The organism is Eubacterium callanderi, assembly GCF_900142645.1.
Lineage (GTDB): Bacteria > Bacillota > Clostridia > Eubacteriales > Eubacteriaceae > Eubacterium > Eubacterium callanderi.
The window spans coordinates 1-25,198 of sequence record NZ_FRBP01000010.1 but is presented as its reverse complement, the minus strand read 5'-3'; the positions used below and the strand labels follow the sequence as shown (position 1 = coordinate 25,198).

Annotated in this window: 14 protein-coding genes; all 14 read left to right on the top strand. The window is 50.2% G+C overall.

The window, feature by feature from the left end:
• Window positions 1-108 precede the first annotated feature (108 nt).
• The 14 genes from BUC22_RS14095 to BUC22_RS14030 all read left to right on the top strand — a co-directional run bounded on the left by BUC22_RS14095 (window position 109) and on the right by BUC22_RS14030 (window position 25,070).
• On the top strand, window positions 109-852 hold the full coding sequence (locus tag BUC22_RS14095; RefSeq protein ID WP_013378731.1) for an AbrB/MazE/SpoVT family DNA-binding domain-containing protein: 744 nt from the start codon (window positions 109-111) through the stop codon (window positions 850-852).
• Window positions 853-940: 88 nt separating this feature from the next.
• Window positions 941-1,447 (top strand): DUF2589 domain-containing protein, encoded by a 507-nt coding sequence (locus BUC22_RS14090; RefSeq protein ID WP_013378732.1) that lies wholly within the window; start codon window positions 941-943, stop codon window positions 1,445-1,447.
• Between the two features lie 18 nt (window positions 1,448-1,465).
• Window positions 1,466-2,137 carry a DUF2589 domain-containing protein gene (locus BUC22_RS14085; protein ID WP_013378733.1) on the top strand — a complete coding sequence of 224 codons (672 nt, stop codon included), beginning with the start codon at window positions 1,466-1,468 and terminating at the stop codon, window positions 2,135-2,137.
• Window positions 2,138-2,143: 6 nt separating this feature from the next.
• Window positions 2,144-2,371 (top strand): hypothetical protein, encoded by a 228-nt coding sequence (locus BUC22_RS14080; protein WP_013378734.1) that lies wholly within the window; start codon window positions 2,144-2,146, stop codon window positions 2,369-2,371.
• Between the two features lie 124 nt (window positions 2,372-2,495).
• Window positions 2,496-2,747, top strand: a complete 252-nt coding sequence (locus BUC22_RS14075) for a hypothetical protein (protein ID WP_013378735.1) — start codon at window positions 2,496-2,498, stop codon at window positions 2,745-2,747.
• A gap of 878 nt (window positions 2,748-3,625) precedes the next feature.
• Window positions 3,626-4,696, top strand: coding sequence for a tyrosine-type recombinase/integrase (locus BUC22_RS14070; protein ID WP_227162973.1), 1,071 nt, complete (start codon window positions 3,626-3,628; stop codon window positions 4,694-4,696).
• Between the two features lie 92 nt (window positions 4,697-4,788).
• Window positions 4,789-5,418, top strand: coding sequence for an HD-GYP domain-containing protein (locus BUC22_RS14065; RefSeq protein ID WP_013378737.1), 630 nt, complete (start codon window positions 4,789-4,791; stop codon window positions 5,416-5,418).
• A gap of 299 nt (window positions 5,419-5,717) precedes the next feature.
• A complete protein-coding gene (locus BUC22_RS14060) occupies window positions 5,718-11,036 on the top strand; it encodes a YDG domain-containing protein (RefSeq protein WP_013378739.1) in 5,319 nt (1,772 codons plus the stop codon).
• Between the two features lie 107 nt (window positions 11,037-11,143).
• Window positions 11,144-12,601 (top strand): Ig-like domain-containing protein, encoded by a 1,458-nt coding sequence (locus BUC22_RS14055; RefSeq protein WP_013378740.1) that lies wholly within the window; start codon window positions 11,144-11,146, stop codon window positions 12,599-12,601.
• A gap of 247 nt (window positions 12,602-12,848) precedes the next feature.
• Window positions 12,849-19,727 carry a YDG domain-containing protein gene (locus BUC22_RS14050; protein WP_013378741.1) on the top strand — a complete coding sequence of 2,293 codons (6,879 nt, stop codon included), beginning with the start codon at window positions 12,849-12,851 and terminating at the stop codon, window positions 19,725-19,727.
• A 93-nt stretch (window positions 19,728-19,820) separates the two neighbouring features.
• Complete coding sequence (locus tag BUC22_RS14045) at window positions 19,821-20,105, top strand: hypothetical protein (protein WP_013378742.1); 285 nt, start codon at window positions 19,821-19,823, stop codon at window positions 20,103-20,105.
• A 3-nt stretch (window positions 20,106-20,108) separates the two neighbouring features.
• A complete protein-coding gene (locus BUC22_RS14040; RefSeq protein WP_013378743.1) occupies window positions 20,109-23,837 on the top strand; it encodes a PLAT/LH2 domain-containing protein in 3,729 nt (1,242 codons plus the stop codon).
• A 71-nt stretch (window positions 23,838-23,908) separates the two neighbouring features.
• The gene (locus BUC22_RS14035) at window positions 23,909-24,595 is read left to right on the top strand and encodes a hypothetical protein (protein ID WP_041689802.1); all 687 of its coding nucleotides are present in this window, start codon (window positions 23,909-23,911) and stop codon (window positions 24,593-24,595) included.
• Between the two features lie 16 nt (window positions 24,596-24,611).
• Window positions 24,612-25,070 (top strand): tetratricopeptide repeat protein, encoded by a 459-nt coding sequence (locus tag BUC22_RS14030; protein WP_013378745.1) that lies wholly within the window; start codon window positions 24,612-24,614, stop codon window positions 25,068-25,070.
• Window positions 25,071-25,198: the final 128 nt, after the last annotated feature.

The window sequence follows — 25,198 nt, the reverse complement described above, 5'->3', positions numbered from 1 at the left end:
TTTCTCATATAATCTTCTAAAAATACTATAAAAAATAAATAGTAAAAGCAAGCTGCTGTTGTCCCAGATTCGAGATAGCAGAAAAGCTGCTTTGGGAAAGAGGAGAGTATGAGAATTAAAATTCGGAAAAGGGCGCAGGTCACCATACCAGGTGAGATTATGCAGGCTTTGCTATTAAAGGAAGGAGACGAGCTGGAGCTAACCATCAAAAACAGGGTGATCTGCCTGGCTTTGGTGAGAGAGGCAGAGACAAAGCCGCATCAAAAAATTTCTGTTCCCGGAAGAGAAAGCAGGGTCAAATCCAGTATGACGCCCGTCCCATTAGTGTTTCTGTGTTTTGGAGGCTTTTCAATTTATTATCATGGTGTCACAATGGGCGTTGCCAGTAAAAAGGCAAAGGAAATGCTGGCGCTTTTACTGCTGCAAAATGGAAAGCCCCTGTCCAAGAGAGTGATTGCCGAGCTGCTCTGGCCAAATAAAATGCCGCAAAAATCAATGGCGTGCTTTTATAAAGCCAATCAGTATCTCAAAAATATACCCGGGTTTAACGAATTATCTCCACTGGTAAACAGCGGCGGAGCCCTGTCGCTGGATATGAGCCGGATTTATTCGGATATCAACGAGTTCAGCCAGCTTTTAAGACAGGCGCCCACCATTGAGAACCGCCGGAGAATGCTGCTTCTGTACCAGGGAAGACTCTTTCAGAATGAAACCTTTGAGTGGCTCAGCAGTCAGGAGGCCTATTTTGATATGGAATATCTGGAGGCAGCAGAGTGGCTGATCAGGGAGTATAAAAGCCACAACCGGATCCAGGAAGCCCAGAAATACATCAGCCTGATATTAGAAGAATAAATCAGAAAAATATTCCAAAAAATTTCCAATGGGCCGTTATATAATCTGTAGTAAAAAAAGATATTAAAGGAGAAAAAGGAGGAGGGTAATGATGAAAAAGCAGGAAAACTTTAATGATTTAATCGCGTCAATCCAGGAGGCCTTTATCCAAGCCAATAAGATCGCGGAGACACAGCACCTGGACATGCTGTCCCATTATTTTGATCAGGACAAAAAACCCATTTGCTTTCAGATGGCATATCCAGAGTATGATGAAAACGGCAAAGTTGTCTACCGGACCCTTTCCGTGCCAAAGCTGTGTGTTGTGCCGCTATCCTCCTTAAAATTAAAGGAAATCTCAGTCGACTTTAAAGTAAAGCTCTATGGAAAAATAGCCCTGAAAAAAAGTGAGCCCCAGCAGCAAACCAATGCCCTGAAAGGCGCTACGTCTGGTCAGAGACCCCCACAGGAAACGGGGTATCTTGGATATATACCGGGATTAGGAAGGAGGGACAGCTCAGATAACTACGCGCAGATAAGCCTGAAATTTGAATCCGAAGATCCCCCGGAAGGACTGATGCGTATTTCTGATCAGTTGACCAAAGTCACATTATAAAACGAAAGGAGTAAAAAAATGCCAGAAGGTTTAGTAAGTATGCAGGATCAGTTCAGTGGTCTGGATATGGCCGCCCTTGTCGGCGGCCCGCTGAAAGCAGCCTGCGACGCGCAGATGATGCTTGCCAATTCCACGGCCAGGTTCATAGAGGATGTCGGTTTAGAGCCACCGGCAGCGGATGGCAGCAGAAAAGTGAGAACCACCTCGTTTTCCTTTACCCGGGCAGCCACCGCGCCAGATGGTGCCAGTATCGGTTCAGAGGAAGTAATGATGAACGTACCCTTCCTGTCCATTATCAAGATACCGAGCTTAATGGTCAATGCTGTGGATATCACCTTTGATATGGAAGTGAAGTCCTCAACCTCATCCGAAAGCACCTCCGATAAAAAAGGAGAGCTGGAGGCCAACGCAGGCCTTAAGATTGGGCCTTTTCACATGGACGTCAAAATTAAAGGGTCCATCGCCTGTCATGAGAGCAACACAAGAAGCAGTGACAACTCCGCCAAATACCACGTTGAGGTGCATGCCCGCGACAGCGCCATGCCAGAAGGCCTGGCAAGAATGCTGGATATCCTGGCAACAGCCAGCGCTCCGGTAGCCATCGAGCAGAAGAAGCCAGAAGGGCCGCAGAATCCGGAAATCCCATCACCGCCAAAGCCGAAAAAACCTGAGCAGCCCATCGAAAGCTAAGCCGAGATGAACGATCAGTTTTCATTGTCCGATGTGGGATATGTTTACCGCGTTATCGTAGGAAACGACATTCCTGAGCAGCAGCCCGATGAGGCCAAAGTACAGAAGCAGCTGGCGCTTTTAAACCGCTGCCTCACAGAAGTGCCGAGAGGGCGGATCATCGGACAGGAAAAAAACTTCTATCTTTTAAATATCGGAGAGCATCAGGTAGTCATGCAGTATATCGTTTACTAGATCGGTTTTGTGAGAAAACCGCACTGGTTATAATTAAGACCACCCGATTTTGGCAAGATGGATCGAGACATGGCCGCCTGTCATGTCCTTAAGCCATACAAAATATAAGAGAAAGGAGAAAAGTATGGAATTTGAAGTAACTTTCACAGTGGATGACGAAATAAATCCAAATGAAGTCACCGGAACAATGTCAAAGGATACAATAACCACAGGATGTCCCTATACCACCGTCGCTTACACTTACAAAAATGCCGGTCTTGGACAGTTTGAATTTAAAGACGCCGTTAAAAAAGATTTTACAGAGAAATATGGACCTAAATATACTATGCAAAATACTTTTTTTAAATGGGAAAGCAAAAGTAGAAAAACGGAATGATTCATAAGACTTTTGGCGATCTCGTTTGATTTTAGCAAAAGAGATCGCCAATTCCTTTTGCATCAGCGGCAGCAGACTAATGCCCGAAAAAGTCGATAAATGGAATTATAATTAACTCTTGTTTTATTCTCCTATGAATACGCATAAAAACGCTTGAGATTTTTTCATGCTCGTGTATAATAGAAACCAACGGGGAGAATATGTGGGTATATTACAGAGCCTCTCACTCGATTTGTCAAACTCTCTGTAATCCTCCCTGTTATTTTAGCAAAAAAGAATCTTAGATAGTAATCAAAGCCAAAAAGATTTGAACTTCTTAACACGCACACAGCTTTTTTCATTTCTTCTTTTGCTAGCGTCTCCGGTCCTGGACCGGGGACTTTTTTTATTTCACGAAAAAATTTAAAAACCCCGTTAATAATTTTTTATATACAAAAAGCAAAAAAAATAACCGTTCACATCGATTAAATACAGTTTGCCATATATTGGGGTGACAACGTTCAAAAAAATGATAAAAAATTAGCGCTTTTTCTATTATAAGGCGAAAAAATGCCGATTGCAGTGCGCTGCAGGTTTTACTATAATGTCAAAATGTAGTATTACCAAGAATAAAAAGAAAGGTGAAGTTGGCGCAATGAGAGGACAGTAGAACAGTGACGAGCAAGATAAATGCGATGAGAGAGATAATGTTATAAGGGTTTAACAGAAATAGTTTTAAAAGAAGAGACAAAAAAGACGCAAAATTATGTATTTTGCGTCTTTTTGAATTCAATAAATATTGATGTAGCTTATTATAACCTTATTTGTGAAAAAATACCAGTCTTTTTTAAAGAAATTTTTAAATTTTAAATTTTTAGGAGTGAATAACAGTGAAAAAAATGATTGATCGGTTAATAGGAATTGTCCGAAACGCTGTGTTTGGGCAAAAAATACTAATGCGTGATTTATTGGAAAATTGGCTTAAGGAAAAAGAAAAAGAGGGAAAAGTAAAAATAAAAACATTGGAAAACTACCGGAGACAGGTTCGTGTACATTTAATACCAATGCTGGGCGAATATGAAGTACAGGATATTACAACAGAAGTTTTACAAGATTTTGTATTCTATTTAGAGGAAGAAAATGGGTTAAACCCTACAACGGTTAAAAATATTTTTGGACGGATAGCGACTGTCTTAAAGAAAGCACATGAAGACGGCATTATTTTTGAAAACCCGTGTAACAGTGTTGTGCTCCCAAAGGCAAACGCAAGAACGGGTAAGGCATTAAACCGATTAGAGCAGGATAAGCTTGAAAAAGTATTGAGTAATGACGAAGGGAGCAAAACTTTATCTGTTTATATTGCTTTACATAGCGGGCTGCGGATTTCTGAAGTTACAGCTTTAAAATGGAAAGATATTGATATGGAAAATGAATTTATCTATGTAAGGCATAGCTTTCAACGGATTAGCCAGCAAATGACAGATGGCACCCATAAAAGCAGTCTGCTTCTTGGAAAACCAAAATCGCTTAAGTCGGTTCGCAGTATTCCGATGAACGATCTTCTGGCAATGAAGATAAAAGAATACTATAAAGGATTAGAAAAGTGGCAGCGAAAGGGTGAGATGTTTGTTATCAGTAAAGGAAATGGCAGTTTTTATGATGTGAGAACCATTCAACGCTATTTTAATGATGTCTGTAAAGTGGCGTGTATCGACCATCATCATTTTCACGACCTCCGGCATACTTTTGCAACAAACGCAAAAGCCTGTGGCATTGATATTCAATTAATCAGTGAAATGTTGGGACATGCTCAGATAAAGACGACAATGGATATCTATGTGCATCCATCCGATACTGATAAACAGAATGCAATACAGCTTATGAACCGTTTAAATAAAGATAGGTGTCCGCACCGATTGAGAAAGCAAATTGAAAATATGTTGGAAGAAATATATCCAAAAGTTGTATGATGACGCAAAATACATAATTTTGCGACTTTTTGAAGGATTTTAGCGGTAATAGTATACCCTAAAAAGCAAAAAAGACAAGGATGAAATGAAAAATGCTTGAAGCTGTTAACGAATATTTAAGGAATTGTCCGGGAGAGGTTCAGAGGCATTGCCAGAGAACCGGCGTCCTCATGGATGAAATTTTAAAGCAGCTGAATCAGGGAAGCGAAATGAGCGCTGTCTGGTTAGCCGGCCATCGACCATATTACTACCATGATCTCGGCAAGTGCATTGTGCCAGGGGGGGTTTTAAAGAAAAAGCAGGACCTGAGCCCGGGAGAATGGAAAATCATGAAACGGCACACACGTTTTGGGAGTATCTTGTTTGACCAGCTCAGAGAGCTGGCAGAAAATTCGGAAGAGAAAGACTTTTGCCGGATTGGAGCCATTGTGTGCAGAGACCATCACGAACGGTGGGACGGCGGCGGTTACCCGTCGGGGCTGAAAGGAGCGGCCATCCCGTTTCTGGCAAGGGTATGCGCTGTGGCAGACAGCTGGGACGCCATGGTTAACAACCGGTGCTACCGGCGCCGGCTTTCAGCCGATGACGCTTTAAGTGAAATTGAAAAAGGCATAGGCACTCAGTTTGACCCCGAGATCGCCGCCGCTTTTCTTCGAATGAAAAAATGTGCTATTCGCAGAGAAAGCATAAAGCAACGCTCTGTTGAATATATAGTGAGATGAAACGGTACGCGCCAAAAGCCGTTTCATGCTTAATCTCACCTTTTTACCTTTTTTTGTAATTGCAGAAGAGAAATGTTCCAACCAGCGCAGCTCTCTTCTGCCCCTTAAGTGTTATTCACGGTAAGATACCGATGAATAGAGGTCTTTTATCAAGCGGTACGCAGTCAGCAAAGGAACAGAAAACCGAGTGTTAATCAACGGGTAAAGGAGGGATGCTGCTTATGGGTTGAGCGGATCATGCGATAGAAGACAGGTTATCATGGATAACAAAAAGATTAAAATAACGAAAGGACATAACAATGAATAAAAATGATTTAATAAGAGGCGGAACGCTTTTTAAGCCCTTGTTGGTGTTGGTTTTGAGCATCGTGCTGTTGCTGTCAGGCGCTGTCCTGCCCGCCAGAGAAGCTAAAGCCGCTCCGGTAACGCCGACAAGAGAAGTGGATTTGGCGACTGGAAGTGTGACCGTTAAAGATAAAGAAGTCGTCCGTATTTATCAAAATTCCGGTACGACGACAGGGAACGTAATAAGTGTCCCCAATAATATTAACGCAACAGTTATACTGGAAAATTTGAATTGGCAAGGAGGCGGAGTTTTTGTTTCGGTAAACCAAGGTGCTAATGTAACGTTTTTACTTAAAGGGGAAAATACAGCTAAATCTACTGGCTCAGAGGATAGAACAGTTCTTGGCTTATGGGATAAAGCTAACGTTACAATTGCAGATTATGATGATGGTGGAGTGTTAGATTTAAGCCAAATAGGAAATGCTGCTTACTCCTATCCGGTAATTGGTACTTGTTGGGGAGGGTCGGCATCATTGACGGTTAATTCCGGTATGGTTAAGGCAACCTCAAAGTATGGAGCACCAGCTGTTGGTGCAGATACTTATAATTCAATTTTAAATCTGACCATCAACGATCCAGCTGTTGTTGAAGCGCATAGTTTTGGAGTAGGAGCAGCGATTGGAACGGGAAGAACGGTTGATGGTAACAGTGCAGAAGTAAACATAACAATTAATGGCGGAACGGTAAGAGCAGACAACCCTTCACTAGTGGAAGAAAATGGAAACAGACGTTCAGGAGCTGTTATTGGAACTGGGCATATTGAAAAAGGTACCCAAAATGTCACTTTAAATATCCCCAAAACATCAACAGCCAAGATTTACCTTACTAGCTATTATGGTGGCGCGGCAATTGGTGGTGCGGGTAATGCACGAGTTACGGCTTATGGCATGCTTAATAGCTCTACAAAACAATCGGTCACCTCCAACATTAACGGTGGAATGATTGATATTGTAGTTCGGGGTCAGGCACCTGGTATTGGCACAGGAGCAAGCGTAAGTTATAGGCAGAATATTGAAGCTAATATCGGCGGCGGTAACATCACTATCCACAATGACCTGGACACATCGGACACAAAAGCCGGCGATGCAACCGGTCCCGCCATTGGCGTCGGATTGCTTGCTCAGAATCAAACCGTGACCTGCAACGTTACCGGCGGGAAGCTCCAGATGCTTTCCCAGGACAAAGGGGACAAACTTGCCACATCACCGGCGGTTGGAGTTGGCGCCATGAATAAAAACAACCCCACCACCAGCAAATGGACCCAGTCCAAAGGGAATACCGTGAACTTCAATGTTAAAGGCGGTACTGTAAGCGCGGAGACCCGTTCGAGTGATAAAACCATTATGGACGTCGGCGCCATTGAAAACAATACTTTTAATGTAAAGGTTGATAGCGGTTCTTTCAACGTGGTTAACGGGCGAATGAACGTAACCGCGCAGAACAGTGCGACCAATAACGTCTATCCGGCCACCATCAGTCTTGGCAACATGTCCGGTGATAATACCGTGGTTGAGAATGCCACCATTGACGGTAAAAGCTATGGCAGGAATCTGAAAACACAGTCCGGGAAGCTCTACCTGTGGACCACCCCCGGCACCAACAAAAAAATCAACGCTTCGGTTGCCGGAGATTCCAGAGTTTACGCTAATCCAGGAGCAAACCTGGCCTATGGCAGTGGCTTTACCTTTACCGACCCAAATGTGTCTTTAAAGAAAACCGTTGTTCCGGCCGATTTGGGACGCTTTAGTATAAAGAGCGTTGGCGAAGACAATGTGACCGTTCAGGTAAGCAGTGTGGTAAGCGGCGTGCCCGTGGCGATACAGGCCTTTGACCACGCAACCGGGCAGTCTGTCGGGAACCCTCAGAATGTTACCTCCGGCAAGACCGACTATACCTTTACGGGATTGTCAAAAAATAAAACATACGATATTAAAACCTTTGTCAGCGATCAGGATAATTACTGGGAAGCCGAAAGCGCCGCTTTCATGGTTAAGCCCTTTGCCTACGCGCCGGAACTGGCCGACGCGCAACTGAGAGGGCCTTATGAAGGCAGTGTAGCCGTCGGAAACGGCGATTATACCTACGCTTTGGTACCAGGCGCCGCTTTACCGGAGGGCTTAAAGCTCACCAGTGATGGCCGGATTACCGGTACACCGACTGCAACCGGCAGAACGACCTTTAACGTCATCGCCACCGCCACCGACGAGGGCATTGCCAAAGGCAACAGCCGCACCGCGACGGTGACCCTGAACGTGGTTCCCATTACAAGCGAAGCCACACTGGTGGATGAGCTGGGACAGCCACTGGAAGGCTGCAGCTGCAAGATAGAGACCAAAACAGTCAACGACGAAATTGGTGTGGGAGATGTTGTGGCATACACCGTGACTCCCTGCCCGCAGCATACGTTCGTCAAGTTCAACTTAAATGGAGAGGATATTTCGGCAGGTGTAAAAGTGGTTGATGGCATTGCCAAATATTCTTATACGGTAAAACCAGGGGACACAAAACTCAACATGAAAGCATTCATGGATGAGCGGAGAATCACCGGGCTGGAAAAGGTAGGTGAAGCGCCAGACCTTGACCTCTTTGCGAATGACGAGAAGAATAGCAGCGCCGACCAGCTGCAAAGCCATATTGACAATAGCGTTATGCTGAAAGCGACCTATAACGACGGCACAACCAAAAACGGCAAAGCCTCCGAGCTGGGGCTGAGCTGGGCGACCAATGACGCTTACAGCCTCAAGGGAAACACCTACCACTACGTTGTACGCGGCGGTGACGCCAGTGCAGAACAAGTGCTGACCGTGAACAGCGTGAACGCAGAGCTGGACCCGTTAAGCGATATAATGCGCACAGTAAGCGCCGAAGGCTATCCAACCATTGAAGCCCTGGGCTTACCGCAAACCGCGGACTGTCAATACCCGGACGGTGTCACCGTCAGTGAGGCTGACCGCCACCCTGCCATTCAGTGGACCACCAAAGTGCCAGCGGATTTTGGTAAGACAGCGACCGAAGCACCTGTTGTGTTTGAAGGAACCGCCGCCGTACCGGAATGGGCGACCATCGCAAGCAACGCGGTTTCCGTCAATGTCAGCATTAGCGATGTGAAAATCACCGGGCTGGAAAAGGTGGGCGAAGCGCCAGACCTTGACCTCTTTGCGAATGATGAAAAGAATGCCAGTGCCGATCAGCTGCAAAGCTATATCGACAATAGCATTATTCTGAAGGCAACCTATAACGACGGCACAACCAAAAACGGCAAAGCCTCCGAGCTGGGGCTGAGCTGGGCGACCAATGACGCTTACAGCCTCAAGGGGAACACCTACCACTACGTTGTACGCGGCGGTGACGCCATGGTGGAACAAGTGCTGACCGTTAACAGCGTGAACGCAGAGCTGGACCCGTTAAGCGATGTGGTTCGTACGGCAAGAACCGAAGGCTATCCAACCATTGAAGCCCTAGGCTTACCGGAAACCGCGGACTGTCAATACCCGGACGGTGTCACCGTCAGTGAGGCTGACCGCCACCCTGCCATTCACTGGACTACCGAAGTGCCACAGGATTTTGGCAAGACAGCGACCGAAGCACCTGTTGTGTTTGAAGGAACCGCCGCCGTACCGGAATGGGCGACTATCGCAAGCAACGCGGTTTCTGTCAATGTGAGCATTAGCGATAGCGCGCTGAAAATCACCGGACTGGAAAAGGTAGGCGAAGCGCCAGACCTTGACCTCTTTGCGAATGATGAGAAGAATGCCAGCGCCGACCAGCTGCAAAGCCATATTGACAATAACATTATTCTGAAAGCGACCTATAACAATGGCACAACGAAAAACGGCAAAGCCTCCGATCTGGGGCTGAGCTGGGCGACCAACGACGTTTACAGCCTCAAGGGAAATACCTACCACTACGTTGTACGCGGCGGTGACGCCATGGTGGAACAAGTGCTGACTGTTAACAGCGTGAACGCAGAGCTGGATCCATTAAACGATATAATGCGCACAGTAAGCGCCGAAGGCTATCCAACCATTGAAGCCTTAGGCTTACCGGAAACCGTTGGCTGTAAATACCCGGCCGGTGTACCCGTCAGTGAGGCTGACCGCAACCCTGCCATTCAGTGGATCACCGAAGTGCCAGCGGATTTTGGTAAGACAGCGACCGAAGCACCCGTTGTGTTTGAAGGAACCGCCGCCGTGCCGGAATGGGCGACCATCACAAGTGATGCGGTTTCCGTCAATGTGAGCATTAGCGATAAGGTTATTTTGATTCCGGAAATTAAGATTGCCGATAAGGTATATGACGGCACGAAAGACGCCGTTGTGGCCGAAACGCCGACCTTAGATCCGGCATCCTTAACCGCAGGAACTGACGTCCAGTTAGAAGGCACAGCCGTTGCTGAGTTCAATGCAGCCGACGTCGGAAACAACATTTCAGTGAAGGTTACCGGCTTAACCCTGACCGGCGCCGACGCCGATAAATACAGTCTGGATTTAAACCGGGTGACCGGTAAAATTATCCCGGCAACGATCACCCTTTCCGATATTAGCATGGAAGACAAAACCGTGACCGAAGACGGCAATCCTCAGACCATTGAAATCAAAGGCACACTGCCAGAGGGTGTGAGCGTCAGCTACACCTATGAGAGAGAAGGTTCAGGCGAAGCGGTAAACCTGCCGCCAAGCGTTCCGGGAACTTATACGGTAACCGCCACCTTTAAAACCGACGCCAACCATGTGGTTGAACCCGAAACCATGAGCGCCAAGCTCGTGATTAAAGAAAAGACCGCGGGCGTGGTGGTGGAAGAAATCACCACTGGACTGACCGAAGAACAGGCAGCCGGCATGAACGCCACAATCCTGAAAAACGGGGAAGCGGTACAGGTAGGGGATACCGTAATGGCCGGAGACAAACTGACGTATCAGTTTGCGCCCGCCGCAGTCCGTGAAGCCTATGTGCCTTACGGCTTTACCATGAACGGCGAAACCGTTGTGTTAACAAAATTGGCAGAAGGCAAAGGCTACAGCGCCGAATACACCATTAAAGAAGGCGATACCGCGCTTAAAGCAGACGCCAAATGCGTTCTGTTAGGCAACTTCAGCGGCGATGAGGTCATTGATATTATTGATGCGCAAAAGATCGCTTTGGCGCTCGCGAGCGGCGAAAATATTGAAGACATGCAAAAAGCAGCCGGAGACGTCAACTTTGACGGAATAGTCGATATCATTGACGCCCAAAAAATCGCACAATACGCAGCGGATACAAGCATCGTTTTTTAGAAAAGTTTTTAAATTTCAGACACTGTTACTAAGGTTATTAAGCGCGCGGACAAAAACGCCGCGCGCTTGATATAAATTTTTATTCTATTTTCTTTAAGGAGGAAAAAATGAAAGCAAAAACACTTTCAAGCAGACTGATCGCAGGCTTCCTGGGACTGAGTCTGCTTGCAACAGCGGCAATCCCGGGGATGATGCCGCGAGCGAAAGCAGCGGGGGATTCCGCTGTATTTTCCGCCGTGGCGGATAAAACCGAGGTGCACCCAGGCGACACCTTTACCGTGGCTGTTTCAGCGACCCCGGAACCAACGGTGGGTTCCTATGAAGTGGCGCTGCAATATGACGTTACGAAGCTGGAAGTCGCTGGCACAACGGATTCAAGCTATGCACCGATTGTTGAACCTGGCGGCGGCGGTTTCACCGGCGTTTACGCTAGCTGGTTTGACATGACAGGAAAGAAACCCATGACTGAAGCAACCGATCTGTTTACGGTAACCTTCAAGGTTAAAGACGGTGCCACCGGAGACGCGGGCCTTGAAATGTACTTAAAGACTGTTGCGAACGCAGCTGCCGATAGAATCACTGCCAACTGCAGCGGTACTGCCAGCAGCGTGAACATTACCGAAGCGCCGCCGGCCCCAGTACCGGTTACCGGTGTATCCGTATCCTTAGACGCTTCCGAGCTGTTCCCGGGACAGAGCGCCCAGGCCACCGCAGTGGTTGAGCCGGCAGGCGCCGACAACCCCAACGTGGCATGGACCTCTTCAGACGATGCGGTGGCAACCGTAGACGCAGACGGTAAAGTGACCGCTGTGGCCCCAGGAACCGCCAGCATTACGGCAACCACTGAGGACGGGGGATTCACCGCTTCCGCAGATGTAACGGTAAAAGCAGATATCGTCAAAGCCTTAGCTGTCGCGGCAGCGCCGACCAAGGTGGATTACCTTCAGGGCGACGCCATCGATTTAACCGGCGGTAAATTAACGGTGACCTATGAACAGGCAGGCGATGTCGAGATGGATATGGCCCAGGCCACCGCCATTGTGGACATGAACCAGGTCGGCGAAGCCGTACCGGTCGCCATTGAATTTGGCGGACAGAAGCTGGAAAACGCTTTTACTATCAACATTAAAGCAGCCACGGTTACCGCGTTGGAACTGATCCAGGCACCGACTGGAAAAACCACCGTTGGCGACGCGATGCCAAACCTGGAAGGCGGCATGATGAAAGCCACCATCAATGATGGCGAAGCCGTCCGTGAGCTGCCATTATCCGACGCTGAAATCACCGGCTATGACAAAACAAAAGCCGGCGAACAGACCTTAACCGCAACCTATGGCGGCAAGTCCATTGAATTTAAAATTACCGTTTCTGAGGCTTCAGCAGGCGGCGGCGGAACCATTGACGGCAATACCGATGGCAAAACCCCATCCAACGTCAAAAATCCAGTAACCGGCTTAAACTTCTCTCAGGATGCGGTCAATGGTTTTGGTTTCCTGACAACCGGTTTAGCCATTTTAGTGGTTTCCGGCATCAAGGTTTTCCGTATGAGAAGAAAAATGCAGTAATCCCTTATAGGGTGAACACAAAAGAATACGAACAAATCATCGTTTAATTATTACACACACAAATCATTTAAGCACACCGGAAAGAAGCGCGATCTTCTTTTCAGCACACAAAAAAACACGAAATTCTAAGACAAAAAGCATTTAACACAATTGGGCGGACGTTGGATTTTGCAGCCAATCTGGAAAAGCAAAACGAGCGCCCGCCCTTATTGCATATGAGATTGGACAGTAAAAGGAGAAATCATCCATGAAGAAAAAAATGAGAACAAAAGAAATACCGCAAAAAGTTGCGGCAGGCGTCATGTCCGGCGTGATGCTCTTGAGCTCTACCGGCGCGACGGCATTGGCGCAGGAGATCCAGGGAACCGAGCTTTTTAAGGGGGATGATGCAAAGCAGACCGCAAAAGGCATTGTAAAGACGGCGGCGCAAAGCGCCCCAACCCTTGCGAGCCGTACGGACACCACGGTCACCCTGAACAGTGAAGCAGAGTTATATTACGCGTATACAGAAGCGAATAAAGCACCATCCGAGTACACCTGGACCAAGGCAAGCGGCGACACCGTCACCATCAGCGGCCTGACAGCAGGCACATCCTATGATTTCGTCTGCGCTGCCGATAACCAGGGAACGGGGATGAGCCCAGCCAGTACAATTTATACCCTCCAGGCAGCGCCGGCAGACCCAGAAAACTGCGCGGTGGTAACGTATCCGGAGGAAACCATTACCATTAACGCAGGCTATGAAATGAATACGCAAAAGGACTTTAATGGGGATCAGGTGGCGAACGGGGCTTCGATTTCTGCTTTTATTGGCAAAAACCTTTATGTGCGCGCCGCTAAGAACGGGGAAATCCCGGCAGGGGTTGCCGCGGCATACGCCATTGACGCCCGGCCCGAAAACACCACCTCGGTGCCGGCCGACCAGATTACCCGAAGCACCACCGGTTTTCACTTTACGCCCAACCCTCAGGGCGTTTACCAGTATACCGGCGGCGGCCAGACCACGCCAAAAACCATTGTGGGCGGGAAGGTGACAGGCCTGCAGCCCGGAACGGTTTACAGCCTCATTGATTACACCGCGGCGACCGTAAATGCTTTTAAATCCGGCACCAACACCCAGGAAATCCGTACCAAGAGCGTGGTGGCGCCAGCTACCAAGGACGGCCCGGGCCAGTCCGATCTGGCCAATACCGTCAAAGCCGACAAAACAGAAGCCGATCTTGGCGAGACCATTACCTATACCGTCACCTATGGGGAGGGCTATACGCCAAGTATGACCATTGGCGGCGATGAACGGGCCTTTGATACCGCAGCGGTAGATCCAGAGACCAAAACAGCGGTCTTTCAATACACGGTAAAAGAAGGGGATACCACCGTTAACGCCGTGGCCCATTTTAATGAACGTGCCGTAAAAGGCGTTGACGCCCAGGCGCCCAAAACCCTCTACGCAAACGATCCTTCGAACCAGTCTGCCCAGGCCCTGGCGGAGAGCCTGCCTAAAAAAGTGGGCGTAACCTACGATAACCAGACAAAAGGAGAAGAAGATGCGTCCTGGCAGCTGAAAAAGGAGAGCGCCTGGAACATAAAGGGGGGCGACTATACCTATGAAGCCCAGGTTGGCGAAGCCAGGGCGGCTCAGGATGTTAAGGTGCTGCCCGTGGTTGCCGCTTTTGAGCCGATCGGGGATATTAAGCTTCCAGTGAAGACCGGGGGCTATACCGCCAAGGAGCTGGGGCTTATAAGCAGCATTGAGGTGACCTATACCAGCACCGGCTTTGAAACCCAGACCGACAAAGCCGTACCGGTTGTGTGGAGCCCGGCAGTGCCGTCCGGCTTTGGCGCAAACCAGACCGATCGCGCGACTTTTACGGGTACGGTAAGCGTTCCTGAATGGGCAACGATTCCGGATCCAACATTGAGCCGGGAAGTTACCTTTGGTATTCCGGTAACGGTGAGTGGATTAGTTTTCTATGATAAGCCCTATGACGGAACCGATACTGCCAGTTGGAATGTAAATGACATTGACAAGATGAGCCTTAAGGTGAACGGAACGACCTTACAAGGATACGCCTTGAAAAAAGATGGCAGTGCGACGATCCATCTGGACAGCCCCAACGTGGGCAAACGCACCATCGCAGGCGTCTCCGACCTGAGCATCACTGGCCCAGAAGCGGATCAATACGTTCTGGATTTCAGCGGCATGACCGCCACCATCACCAAGCAGACCAACGTCACAGCCCCGGACGCGGTGACGGTAGCATCCGACAGTGTCACCGATACCAGCGCAGCCGTCAGCGTGACAAATCCGGCTGAGGGCTATCTGTTGGAATACGCCAGCGCCGAAGCGGGTCAGCAGCCCACGATCTGGCAGACAAGCGGCACCTTTACCGGCTTAAAACCCGGCACCGCGTATGACTTCTATGCCCGCTACGCCGAAACCAGCAATAACGCCGCGTCTGAGGCGACAAAGACAGCCACATCCACCAAAACCAACGCCCAGGTTGCGGCGCCCACCAAGGCAGGCGCTGGAAAAAAGGACCCGGCATGTACCATCACCGCCGATGTCAAACACGCCGCCAAAGGCGAGACGGTCACTTATACAGTGAAGCCGTCTGAAAATTTCAGCGTTGATGAAAACACCAGCCTGAAAATCAACGGCCAGGCCGTACAGATGACAGCGAGCGGCCAACCGGATGAGAAGGGGCTTTCAACCTATACGGCGCAATACACCGTTACAGAGAACGATACGGTCATCCAGGCCGAAGCAACCTTTAACAAACGGGCGGTTAAAACCGTTACAGCCCCCGACGCCATCACCACGACAGCCAACGACCCAATTAACGCCAGTCAGCAGGCCCTGGAGCAGAGCCTGCCCCAGACCCTTGAAGTTACGTATGACAATGGGGTAACGGGACAGGAGCTTGTGCAGTGGGCTAAAAAGAGTGGAAGTCCAGACTGGGACGCTAAAGGGAAGAGTTATACCTATACCGGCACCCTGTTCAGTGATAAGAGCAAGACAGCCGAAATAACGGTCACGATCAAAGCAGTGACAGCTACCATCCCCCCCATTCCAGAAAAGACCATCGCCATCCGTGAAAAGGCCTACACCATGGAAGAGCTGGGACTGGGCAGCACCTTTGAAGTTAGCTTTGACAATAGCGTTGCCCCCATGGATTGTCCGGTGAGCTGGGATCCGAATACACCGGGCGATTTTGGCACCACGGGCAGTAAGGAAACCAGCAAGACGTTTGCCGGAACCGTCACCCTGCCGGCCTGGGCCACAGCGCCAAGTGCAGGCACAACGGTTGACGCGACCGTAAAAACCGCGACACAGTTAACCGTGACCGGCATTACCGTCACGCCAAAGGCCTATGACGGCACAACGGAGGCGACCCTGGTCTTAGACGGCGCCCAATTGGCAGGTACGATTGCCCCGGGTGATACTGTCGAATTTAACACAAACGCAAATTTAACCGCCGAATTCGACAATGCCAACGTAGGCACCGATAAAAAAGTGACGGTGACCGGCGACGCCCTGACCGGTGCAAACGCGGCGAACTACATCATTGACTGGAGCGCCTGTGACATTAAAGGCAAGATTACCAAGGCAACCGGCATTACCGCACCGGCCGCGCCGGAAGTGGACGCCGAAAAAACCACCTCCACCAGTGTGACCCTGAAGGAGGTAGACATAACCGATCCTACCGCTGTGGCGGCAGGGGCCAGAGTACAGTACAGTAAGGATCAGGTAAACTGGCAGCAAAGTCCGGTTTTCACCGGGCTGGAGCCCGGCACGGCCTACGCCTTTTACGCCCGTGTGGGCGCCACCGGCAATACCGAAGCGTCGGCTTCGTCCGCTGCCAGCCCGACCATCACCACCAAGGTGGCCGTCGTGGCGCCGGTTCTGAGCGTTGACGGCGACTGCACAGCCGGCCAGGCGTGTAAGGTAGAGCTCTACGACGCCGAGAACAAAAAAATCAATGACCTGCTGGAGGCCGACGCGGGAACCAAGGTCACCTACAAAATCACCTACTGCGACAGCCATACCATGCACTTTACCTTTAAAGGCAATGAACTGGCGCTTTCGACAACGACAGATGGCATGCGCAAAGCCGCCGATGAAAAACGCACCTGGTACTATGACTACACCATCCATCCAGGCGATACGACCGTGACCGCCTCGGCGGAAGCTGTCCCGAAAACCGTTGAAAACTTCGCGGCCGCTCCGATTACCATGGCCGCCAACGATGCGCGCAACCAGAGCCCAGAGGAACTTTTGAAAAGCCTGCCCAAAACCATTCAGTTCCAGTATGACAACGAAACCGAAGGCACCGACCGGGTGGAAAACTGGAAGCTGAAAAGCGGAGCGTGGGCGCTTAAGGGGGCGGACCTGACCTATGAAGGCACCCTCAAAAACCATCCAAAGACCAAAGTGACCCAGTCGGTGACCGTGAAGCCTGTGAACGCCACGGTTGAAACCACTGTGGGTAAAATCACCCTTAAGGAACGGCCCCAGGGCTATACCCTGGCCGATCTGGAAGGCGAAGGGCTGCCCATGACAGCCAGCATCGGCTATGACAGCTACGTGGACCCGGCCGATAAAACAACGGCCATCACATGGCAGCTGCCCGAGGACTTTGGGAAAACATCCGGCGCTGTGGACATCACCGGCAGTGTGCAGCTGCCCCAATGGGCAACCGCAGCCACGAGCGAAGTCCTCTCAGCGCATTTTGATATCACCGCCAGACCCCAGGTAAAACTGGAGATTCAGGCAGACGATGTTACCAAAACCTACGACGGCAGCGCCGTCCTGGAAAACGTGCCGGTTAAACTGGATCCTGCCAGCCTTGATGCGGCACACAAAGACGTTGCGTTGTCCGCAGAGACCGCCACCATCCGTTTCCAGACACCAAATGTGGGCACAGGCCTGACCTATACCGTGGAAGGCCTGACCCTGACCGGCGCCGACGCCGACTGGTACGCCCTTGGCGCTACCTATAAAAATGGTGTCATTGTAAAAGCCGCCGTGGCCGCTCCGGCAGCGCCAGAGGCGGACAGCATCAGCCTGAACAGCATTGCGCTGAAACCCGTTGTCCTGGAAGGCGCCGCCAAGGCTGCCGGCGCCAAGGTGGTCTACCAGATTTCAAAAGATAATGGTACAACCTATACGGATAATCCGGCGGATAAATACAGCCCGGTCTTCAAAAACCTTGAGTCTGGAAAGGCCTACAGCTTTAAAGCCAGTGTGGAAGCCACTGCCAACACAGAGGCGTCCGAAGCCAGCGCGGGATTAACCATCCGGACAAAGTTTAACCCAGTGGCGCCCATCATCGCCAAGACCTCCCCCTGTGAAGGCGGCGAATGTAAGGTCGAGATGACCGATGCCCAGGGAGCCCCCATGACAGTAAAAAGTGAAGTGGGCACCGGGGACGTCATCCACTACACCATCACGAGCTGTGACAACCATACGCCAGGTAAGCTGCTCATTAACAGCAAAACCGAGGTGCCTTTATCCGGTACTGGCAAGGTGCGCACCGGCTTTTACACCGTCACCGCCCAGGACAGCCAGCTGGTCTCACAGGTCACGTTTAATGACCGTCAGGCCGTGCGTGTGGAATCACCAGAGCCCATTGAAATGTATGCCAATGACGACCGCAACCAAAGCGCCGAAAGTCTGGCGAACAGCCTGTCCAAGGAAGTGGCCGTGGTCTATGACAACGGCACCAGAGGAACCGAAACCATTCGCAAATGGAATCCCTCCGGCACGGCCTGGAACCCCAGAGGCGGAAGCTACACCTATGTGGCGGCAGTCGGCGGAGACGGACAGTTTTTCACCCTGCAGAATGTAACGGTAAAACCGGTCAGCGCCGTCTATGAACCCTTTGCGGATACCACTCTGACCGTCCGTGAGGAACCCTATGCCAAAGAAGAGCTGGGGCTCAGCGACACCCTTGCGGTCACCTACACCTCCGAAGACGGCGTGGTCAAGGAAACCCGGGACGAACCCCTTGTCTGGACGCCGGAAGTCCCCGGCGATTTCGGAACCACCGAAACCACCCAGACTTTTACCGCCAGATTGGCGCTGCCAGCCTATGCGGGCGGCGATAAAGCGCTGAGCAAGACCATTCGTGTGAGCGAAAAAAGCCCGCTGGTCATCAAAGGTGTGAAAGCTGAGGATAAGGTATACGATGGCACCACCGACGCAGCGCTGGATTTCAGCCAGGCCACCTTTACCGGGGATCCAGGCTTTGGCAGCTATACCGTGGACTGGGAGCAGGCCACCGGAACCTTTGAGGACGCCAGCGCCGGCGACCATAAAAAAGTGACGGTGGAAGGCATTGTGCTTTCGGGTAAAGACGCGGACCACTATATTTTAAGCGTTGAGCAGGTGAGCGCGAACATTCAAAAAGCCGAAATTAAAGGCGTAGTCTTTGAAAGTGCGAGATTCCCGGAAGATGGAAAACCGCACAGCCTGGAAGCCGTCTATCCAGAGGGCTGTGGGATTACAGGCGTGAGCTATACCTATGAAAAGGACGGCGTGAAAACCACCGAAGCCCCAAAAGAAGCGGGCGTCTACAAGGTGACCGCCACCTTCACCGTGGACGATAACCACCTGGCACCAGCCCCCATGACGGCCACCATGACCATTGGCGAAGCAGGGGGGACCGTTGAGGAGGCCGTGGTGGAAGGATTGCCCGAAGGCGTGACCGGCTGCACGGTAACAGCGGATAAAGACCACGTCACCGAGGCTGGAGAAACCGTCACCTATACCCTGACCCGGAACAGAGAACGGAAATCCTACGTGCCGGCAGTCATGACCGTTAACGGCCAGGCCCTGCCGCTGACCTATGATCAAGAAAGCGGACAGTTTAAAGCCGCCTATGTGGCGGAAGATCCAACCATCTCCATTGCGGCCGCGGTTCAGTATGTCCTCCTTGGGAGCTTCACCGGTGACGATACCATCGACATCATCGACGCTCAAAAGATAGCGCTGTTCCTTACGGCTGGAGAAACCCCGTCCGAGCGCCAAAAAGCCGCCGGCGATGTGAACTTTGATGGAAAAGTCGATATCATTGACGCCCAGCAGATCGCGCTGTATTTGGCAGATCCTGAAAAACAGTTTTAAATTTGTATTCTAAAAAAGCCTGCCGATGCGCTTTAAGCAGCATCGGCATCGGCTTCTGTAAAAGGCCAGGGCGTCAGGAAAGAGAGGTATGTCATGCTAAATGGTTTGCTGGGGATGCTGGCATCCGGCTTTGCCGGAGCTGGGCTGGCCATCCATCAAAATTTAAAAAGAAAAGGTGAAAACAGAAGGTACAGGCTTGTAACCGGACAGTTTACTTTGTTGGCGGGCGCTTTTGGTGTATACGTTTCCCTTGAGGGGATCGGGGCGTTTCTGTTAAGCCTGGTCAGCTTTGTGACCGCATTGGCCATCATGTGCTGTATGTGTGCCGCAGGAAACGCGGCTGAAAATGAACGATTAAAAGAAAATCAGGAGGATTAGAAAATGTTAAAGAAAATCTGCAGCGTACTCGTTACCGCCAGTCTGGTGTTGAGCCAGACCGCGGCTTTCGCTCAAACTCAAAACACAGCAGAAACACCCGGCTCTGTAACGGTGAAAGAAAACGGCCCGAAAGAAGAAAAGCGTTATGTATCCTACGGCGGCCACCTGTGGGAAGTGGTTGAACAGGTGGATGGACGTCTGCTCCTGTGCACCGATCCGGCCATTGATAAAAAGCTGGAAATGGATCAGGCACTGATCGAAAAAGACGCGGAAGCGCAGTATCAGTTTTTGAATCAGGATTTTTTAGAGAGCTTCAATGCGGTTGAAAAAGCCCATTTAGACAAGGTAACGCTCCAAAAGAAAACCACAGAGGATGCCCAAAAAGCCCGCGGGGCAAAAGCCGTAAAAGTGTTTTTGCCAAACGACGATACCGTTGAAATTTTGGATGCGGACGTCCAAAAAGCCCTTGAGAAATTTAAAGCCGGGCAAAAAACAGAAGCGCCGGAGGCGGCTCCTGTACCGAGCGTAGCGATACCAGAAGCACTGGAAGAAGCTCCTGCGCCCAGTGTGGCGACGCCAGAAGCCCTGGAAGAAGCCCCCGCGCCCAGTGTGGCGACGCCAGAAGCGCCGGAGCCAGCCCCCGTACCCAGTGTGGCGATACCCGAAGCGCCGGAGCCAGCCCCCGCGCCCAGTGTGGCGACACCCGAAGCGCCGGAGCCGGCCCCCGCGCCCAGTGTGGCGATACCCGAAGCGCCGGAGCCAGCCCCTGCGCCAGGTGTTGAGCCTCCGAAAGTGAATCAACCAGAAGAAACAGAAGAAGCGATTCTGGGCGATGTGAACGCGGATATGAAAGTTGATATTTTAGACGCCCAGCTGATTGCCCTCAGCTGCGCAGCAGGCGGGGAGATGGAAGCATCCCGAAAGGCGAGAGGCGATGTGAACGGCGATGCGCAGGTCAATATTATTGATGCTCAGCAGATCGCGCAAAATGCCGTTGAGCCGTTGGATGAAGGCATGGGCACAAAAAAAATGGTCTCGGCACGCGCGGCGTCTGTCATGAAGTCGAGCGCCTTGGAATCCCAGCATTTTGCTGCCCCAGACACCCGTCCCGAAGGACTGGCGTTTGGGATTCTGGTCAATCCAGAGGGGCTGGAGCAGAGCGGCGCCGGAACAAAGGAGGACCCCTATACTTTTTCTGAAAAAAAAGCAGCGCCCACACCCGCAGTTCCGAACAAGGTGCCTGAGCAGCCCGAAGTTTCTGAAGCACCCGAAACCACATTGCCTTTTACGCCTTTTAGTAAGGAAGAACTGGAAAACCCTCGTCTGAATAACGTCGAGCAAGCTTTTGACCAGCTTTCAACCGCCGGCTATAAAACCCGCGAACCCTCTGCCGCAGGCTTTCCAAGCGATTTGATCACCACCACGAAAAACCACATCCAGGGTCTGGGCTATTATGGCGATTATACCATTATCAATGTGAACGGCGATGGCAGCCCGGGCAAAATTTTTATTTACGATCAGGGAGGAATGGTTCAAACCTTAGTGCCGCCTCAGACAAAGAGCTTTCATACCTCCGGCATGCAGGTAGTGGGCGATATGCTGATCATGATGAATGGACTTCACGGTGACCCGGATTCCTATATCTTGATGGTTGACTTGAGACCTTTAAAAGAAGGCCAGGAAGCAGTGATGCTGCCAAGAGAGACGGGTCCGTCAATGACGGGCGCCTGCGTGGGGGCCACCAATTACACCGCTGCGGATGGAACCGAAAGGCTTATCCTGATCGGTGTGCGGAACCAATGCTTTGAATCGGTGATTCCTGAAGACGGTGTGAGCTTTAACTGGGTTGAGCGGCAATATGATGGGCCGAATCTGAAAGAAAACCAGAATATTGCCCTGGTGACCGATGTTAACAATCAGGTTTATCTGGTTGCCTTTGCCAGCGAAGCATCCCAGCAGGGGAGCATTACGGATTTAATTGATACCAATGGATTTGACGGGCTCAATTTCGATGACCGTCTGGAACTGTATAAAGTGGATGTCCATTCCAACCCCAACGGGATAAAAGTCGAATTTTTAAAGCGGAAAGATGTGCAGGCCTATGATGATGACATGCTTGTTTTTGGAAGTCATTTCCGCTATGGCGCGACCTTGACGGTTGACAGTCCGGAAGGTTTTTCGGTGCATACGACACGGCGGGCGCCGGGTAACGCGCATTTTAATATTCTCGGGTCCCTTGGGTCAGACGTCATTTCAGCATTGTTTGGCGGCAATACGCTGCCCATCACCACCTATACGGCTGGACAAAGTTACTTTTTAGAAAATAAATCCGGGACGGTTTCTAAAATGGACGTAACCTATGTTACGAAAGAAGGCGAACAGAAAACCCAGACAACCAACAATGTCGCGCTTGGTGAAAATCAGGATATTCGCATTCCCATTGACGCCAAAGACATACGGCTGGATTTCTATGTGAGCACCGGATCCTCCTGGAAGCCGGTTAAAACATTGGAATACAAAGAAGCCAACGGAAACGCCCGGCGTTATAAAATAACCGGAACGGTTTTTAATCCCACGCTTCATGAGGGGGTTGTGCTTGGAGAAGGGATTCAGTACCAGATAAAGGTAAAAACCGGTACGGCCTTTGGCGCGGGAACGGATTCGGATGTCTATATTCGCCTGGTTGGCGATCAGGGAACAACCGATGAGGTGCTGCTGAATTACGGCATGACCAACCAGTTTAACACGCGCGGGAACCCCTTTGAGACAAAGGGATACGATGTCGGCGTCTTTAATTTCAATCAGGATGTTGGAAAGATTAAGCGCATCGAGGTTCGGACAGACCGCTCAGGCGCCGGCGCCGACTGGCTGCTGGATGCCATTGAGGTCGTACCAATGTACAATACCACCGAAACACAGACAAAAAAATTTGATATCCATCAGTGGATTGTAAACGACACGTGGACAAGCTTTAGTAATACAGCTGAAGACAGCAGCCAATACCGTCTGAAGATCAATACCGGCAATGTTAAAGGGGCCGGTACCGATTCGGATATTTACGTAAAGCTTACAGGGACCAAAGGCGAAACCAATGAAGTGGAAGTCAGTGGGCTTTATAACGGAAACGCCTTTGAAAAGGGAACCAGCCATTCCGTTGTTGCCAGTTTTGATCAAAACGTTGGGGAGATTCAAAAGATCACGGTGCGTTCGGATATGAGCGGCGTCGGCGCGGATTGGTTCTTAGACAGTGTTCAGGTAGTGCCTGTCTGGAACAACCAGACACAGGACGGTGAAAAAACGTTTGACTGTAAGGAATGGATCGTGAACAAAAACCCTCATACTTATAGCTTAGACCAAAATGCCATTACCCGTTACCGTATGACCGTAAAAACGGGTAAGCTTTCATGGTGGCCCAAAGGAGAAGGAACCGACGCGGACATTTATGTCCGTCTCATTGGGGACAAAGGGCAAACCAACGAGGTTGAGATCACATCGCTTATTCCTGGCAACGCCCTGGAACGTGGGGATACCGATACCTTTACCGTCAACTTTGAGAACGCCATTGGCAATGTGAAAAAAATCCAGGTGCGTTCGGATATGAGCGGCGTCGGGCCGGATTGGTACCTCGAGCGTATCGACGTCCAGCCCTTGTTTGGAAATAAAGACGTTGGAAAGAATGTCCGCTTTGCGTTTAATCAATGGATTGACATCAAAAAGGTCTATGAAAAATAATTAAAAGTTCGCAATCTGGGAAAGGTGAAAAAATGCGTCGAAGATATGTATCAAAGCAGGAACATCCAGACATGGAAAAAATATTAAAAACTTTAAAGGAAGAAAAAGGGTATACGTTCAATATAGAACAGAATGTCGCGATTAATTATGGGCTGTGCGTGGGTGCCGATGTACTTGGCACCGCCAACCCAGCGTATAGCGGCGCGCAGCTGAGTGAGATTTTCCGGGTTCAGTCCGAGGGACTGGACGACACCCTGCTGCGCAACCCAGCGCTGGGCGGCGCAAGGGCAAAAGAGCTCAGGCTTGGCCTTGAAGCAGGATTGGATATGAAGCCATTGGCCGATGTGGGGATGCCGCTGACCAATGTCCAGTGGCTGCGGCGGGCCATGGCAAAGGGCATCGACATCCGCCTTTATCCTGAGTTTCAGGATGGTATCACAAAAATCATTAAAAAGTATAATGAGCTCTGTGGCGGAGAAAAGCCGAAAGGCAGCAAGCAGTGCACGTTGAGAGTGGTTCGTATCAAAGAAGAAGTAAACGAAATGGTGGTTCAGTATGATGATCTGGAAAAACTGGAAGACGCCATTGGCAGGATTAACGCGGCCCATTTCGACAAGGTGCAGCGGCTGAAAGAAAAACTCTATGAGAGCGATGTTCATACCTTAGGCAAAAGAGTCCTTGAGCCCGTGGAGCAGCAAACGTATTTTGAGATTGTAAAAGAAGGAAACCCGACGGAGAACCGGAACGATTCTTACTAAATAAGAGGAGGGAAACATGTTTCAACTGGAAGATATCCTTGAAAACGCCCAAAAACTGGAGCGCCATGGAGACTATAAAAAAGCCCGGCACCTATATAAAAGACTGCTGAAAAAAGCCCCGGATTCTGAGATTGCAAGAATATCAGAAGAAAGGCTGGTCCGGATCAATGCCCAACAAAAAACAGCAGAAAAAAAGGGCCCAAGCCTGGAATGGACCGCGTTTTATATCCTGGTCTTCAGCTTTTGCGGCGCGTTTTTCATCACCTATCCGCTATCCTTTGTGATCGAATCCAGCAGCGCGGTGCTCAATCTGTACCTCGGGCTGGTTTGCGCGGCGGAGCTGGTGTCCGCCGGGCTGTTAATGGTTCATAAATTATACTGTAAAAGAGCGTTTAAGAAGTTTTCAATGCTCACATTTCTGCTGGACGTCCTGCTCATCCTTTTGGGGGTGGGCGTCATGATCGCAGGAGCATAAAAGCGTTATAGGAAGAAGAGAAAATGGGACACTGGCTGTCACCCATCAAAACCCTGAAGGCCGCGTACACACACGTGTATGTGGTCATCAGGGTTTTTTGCATATAAGAACATAAAAAGAGGAGAAAA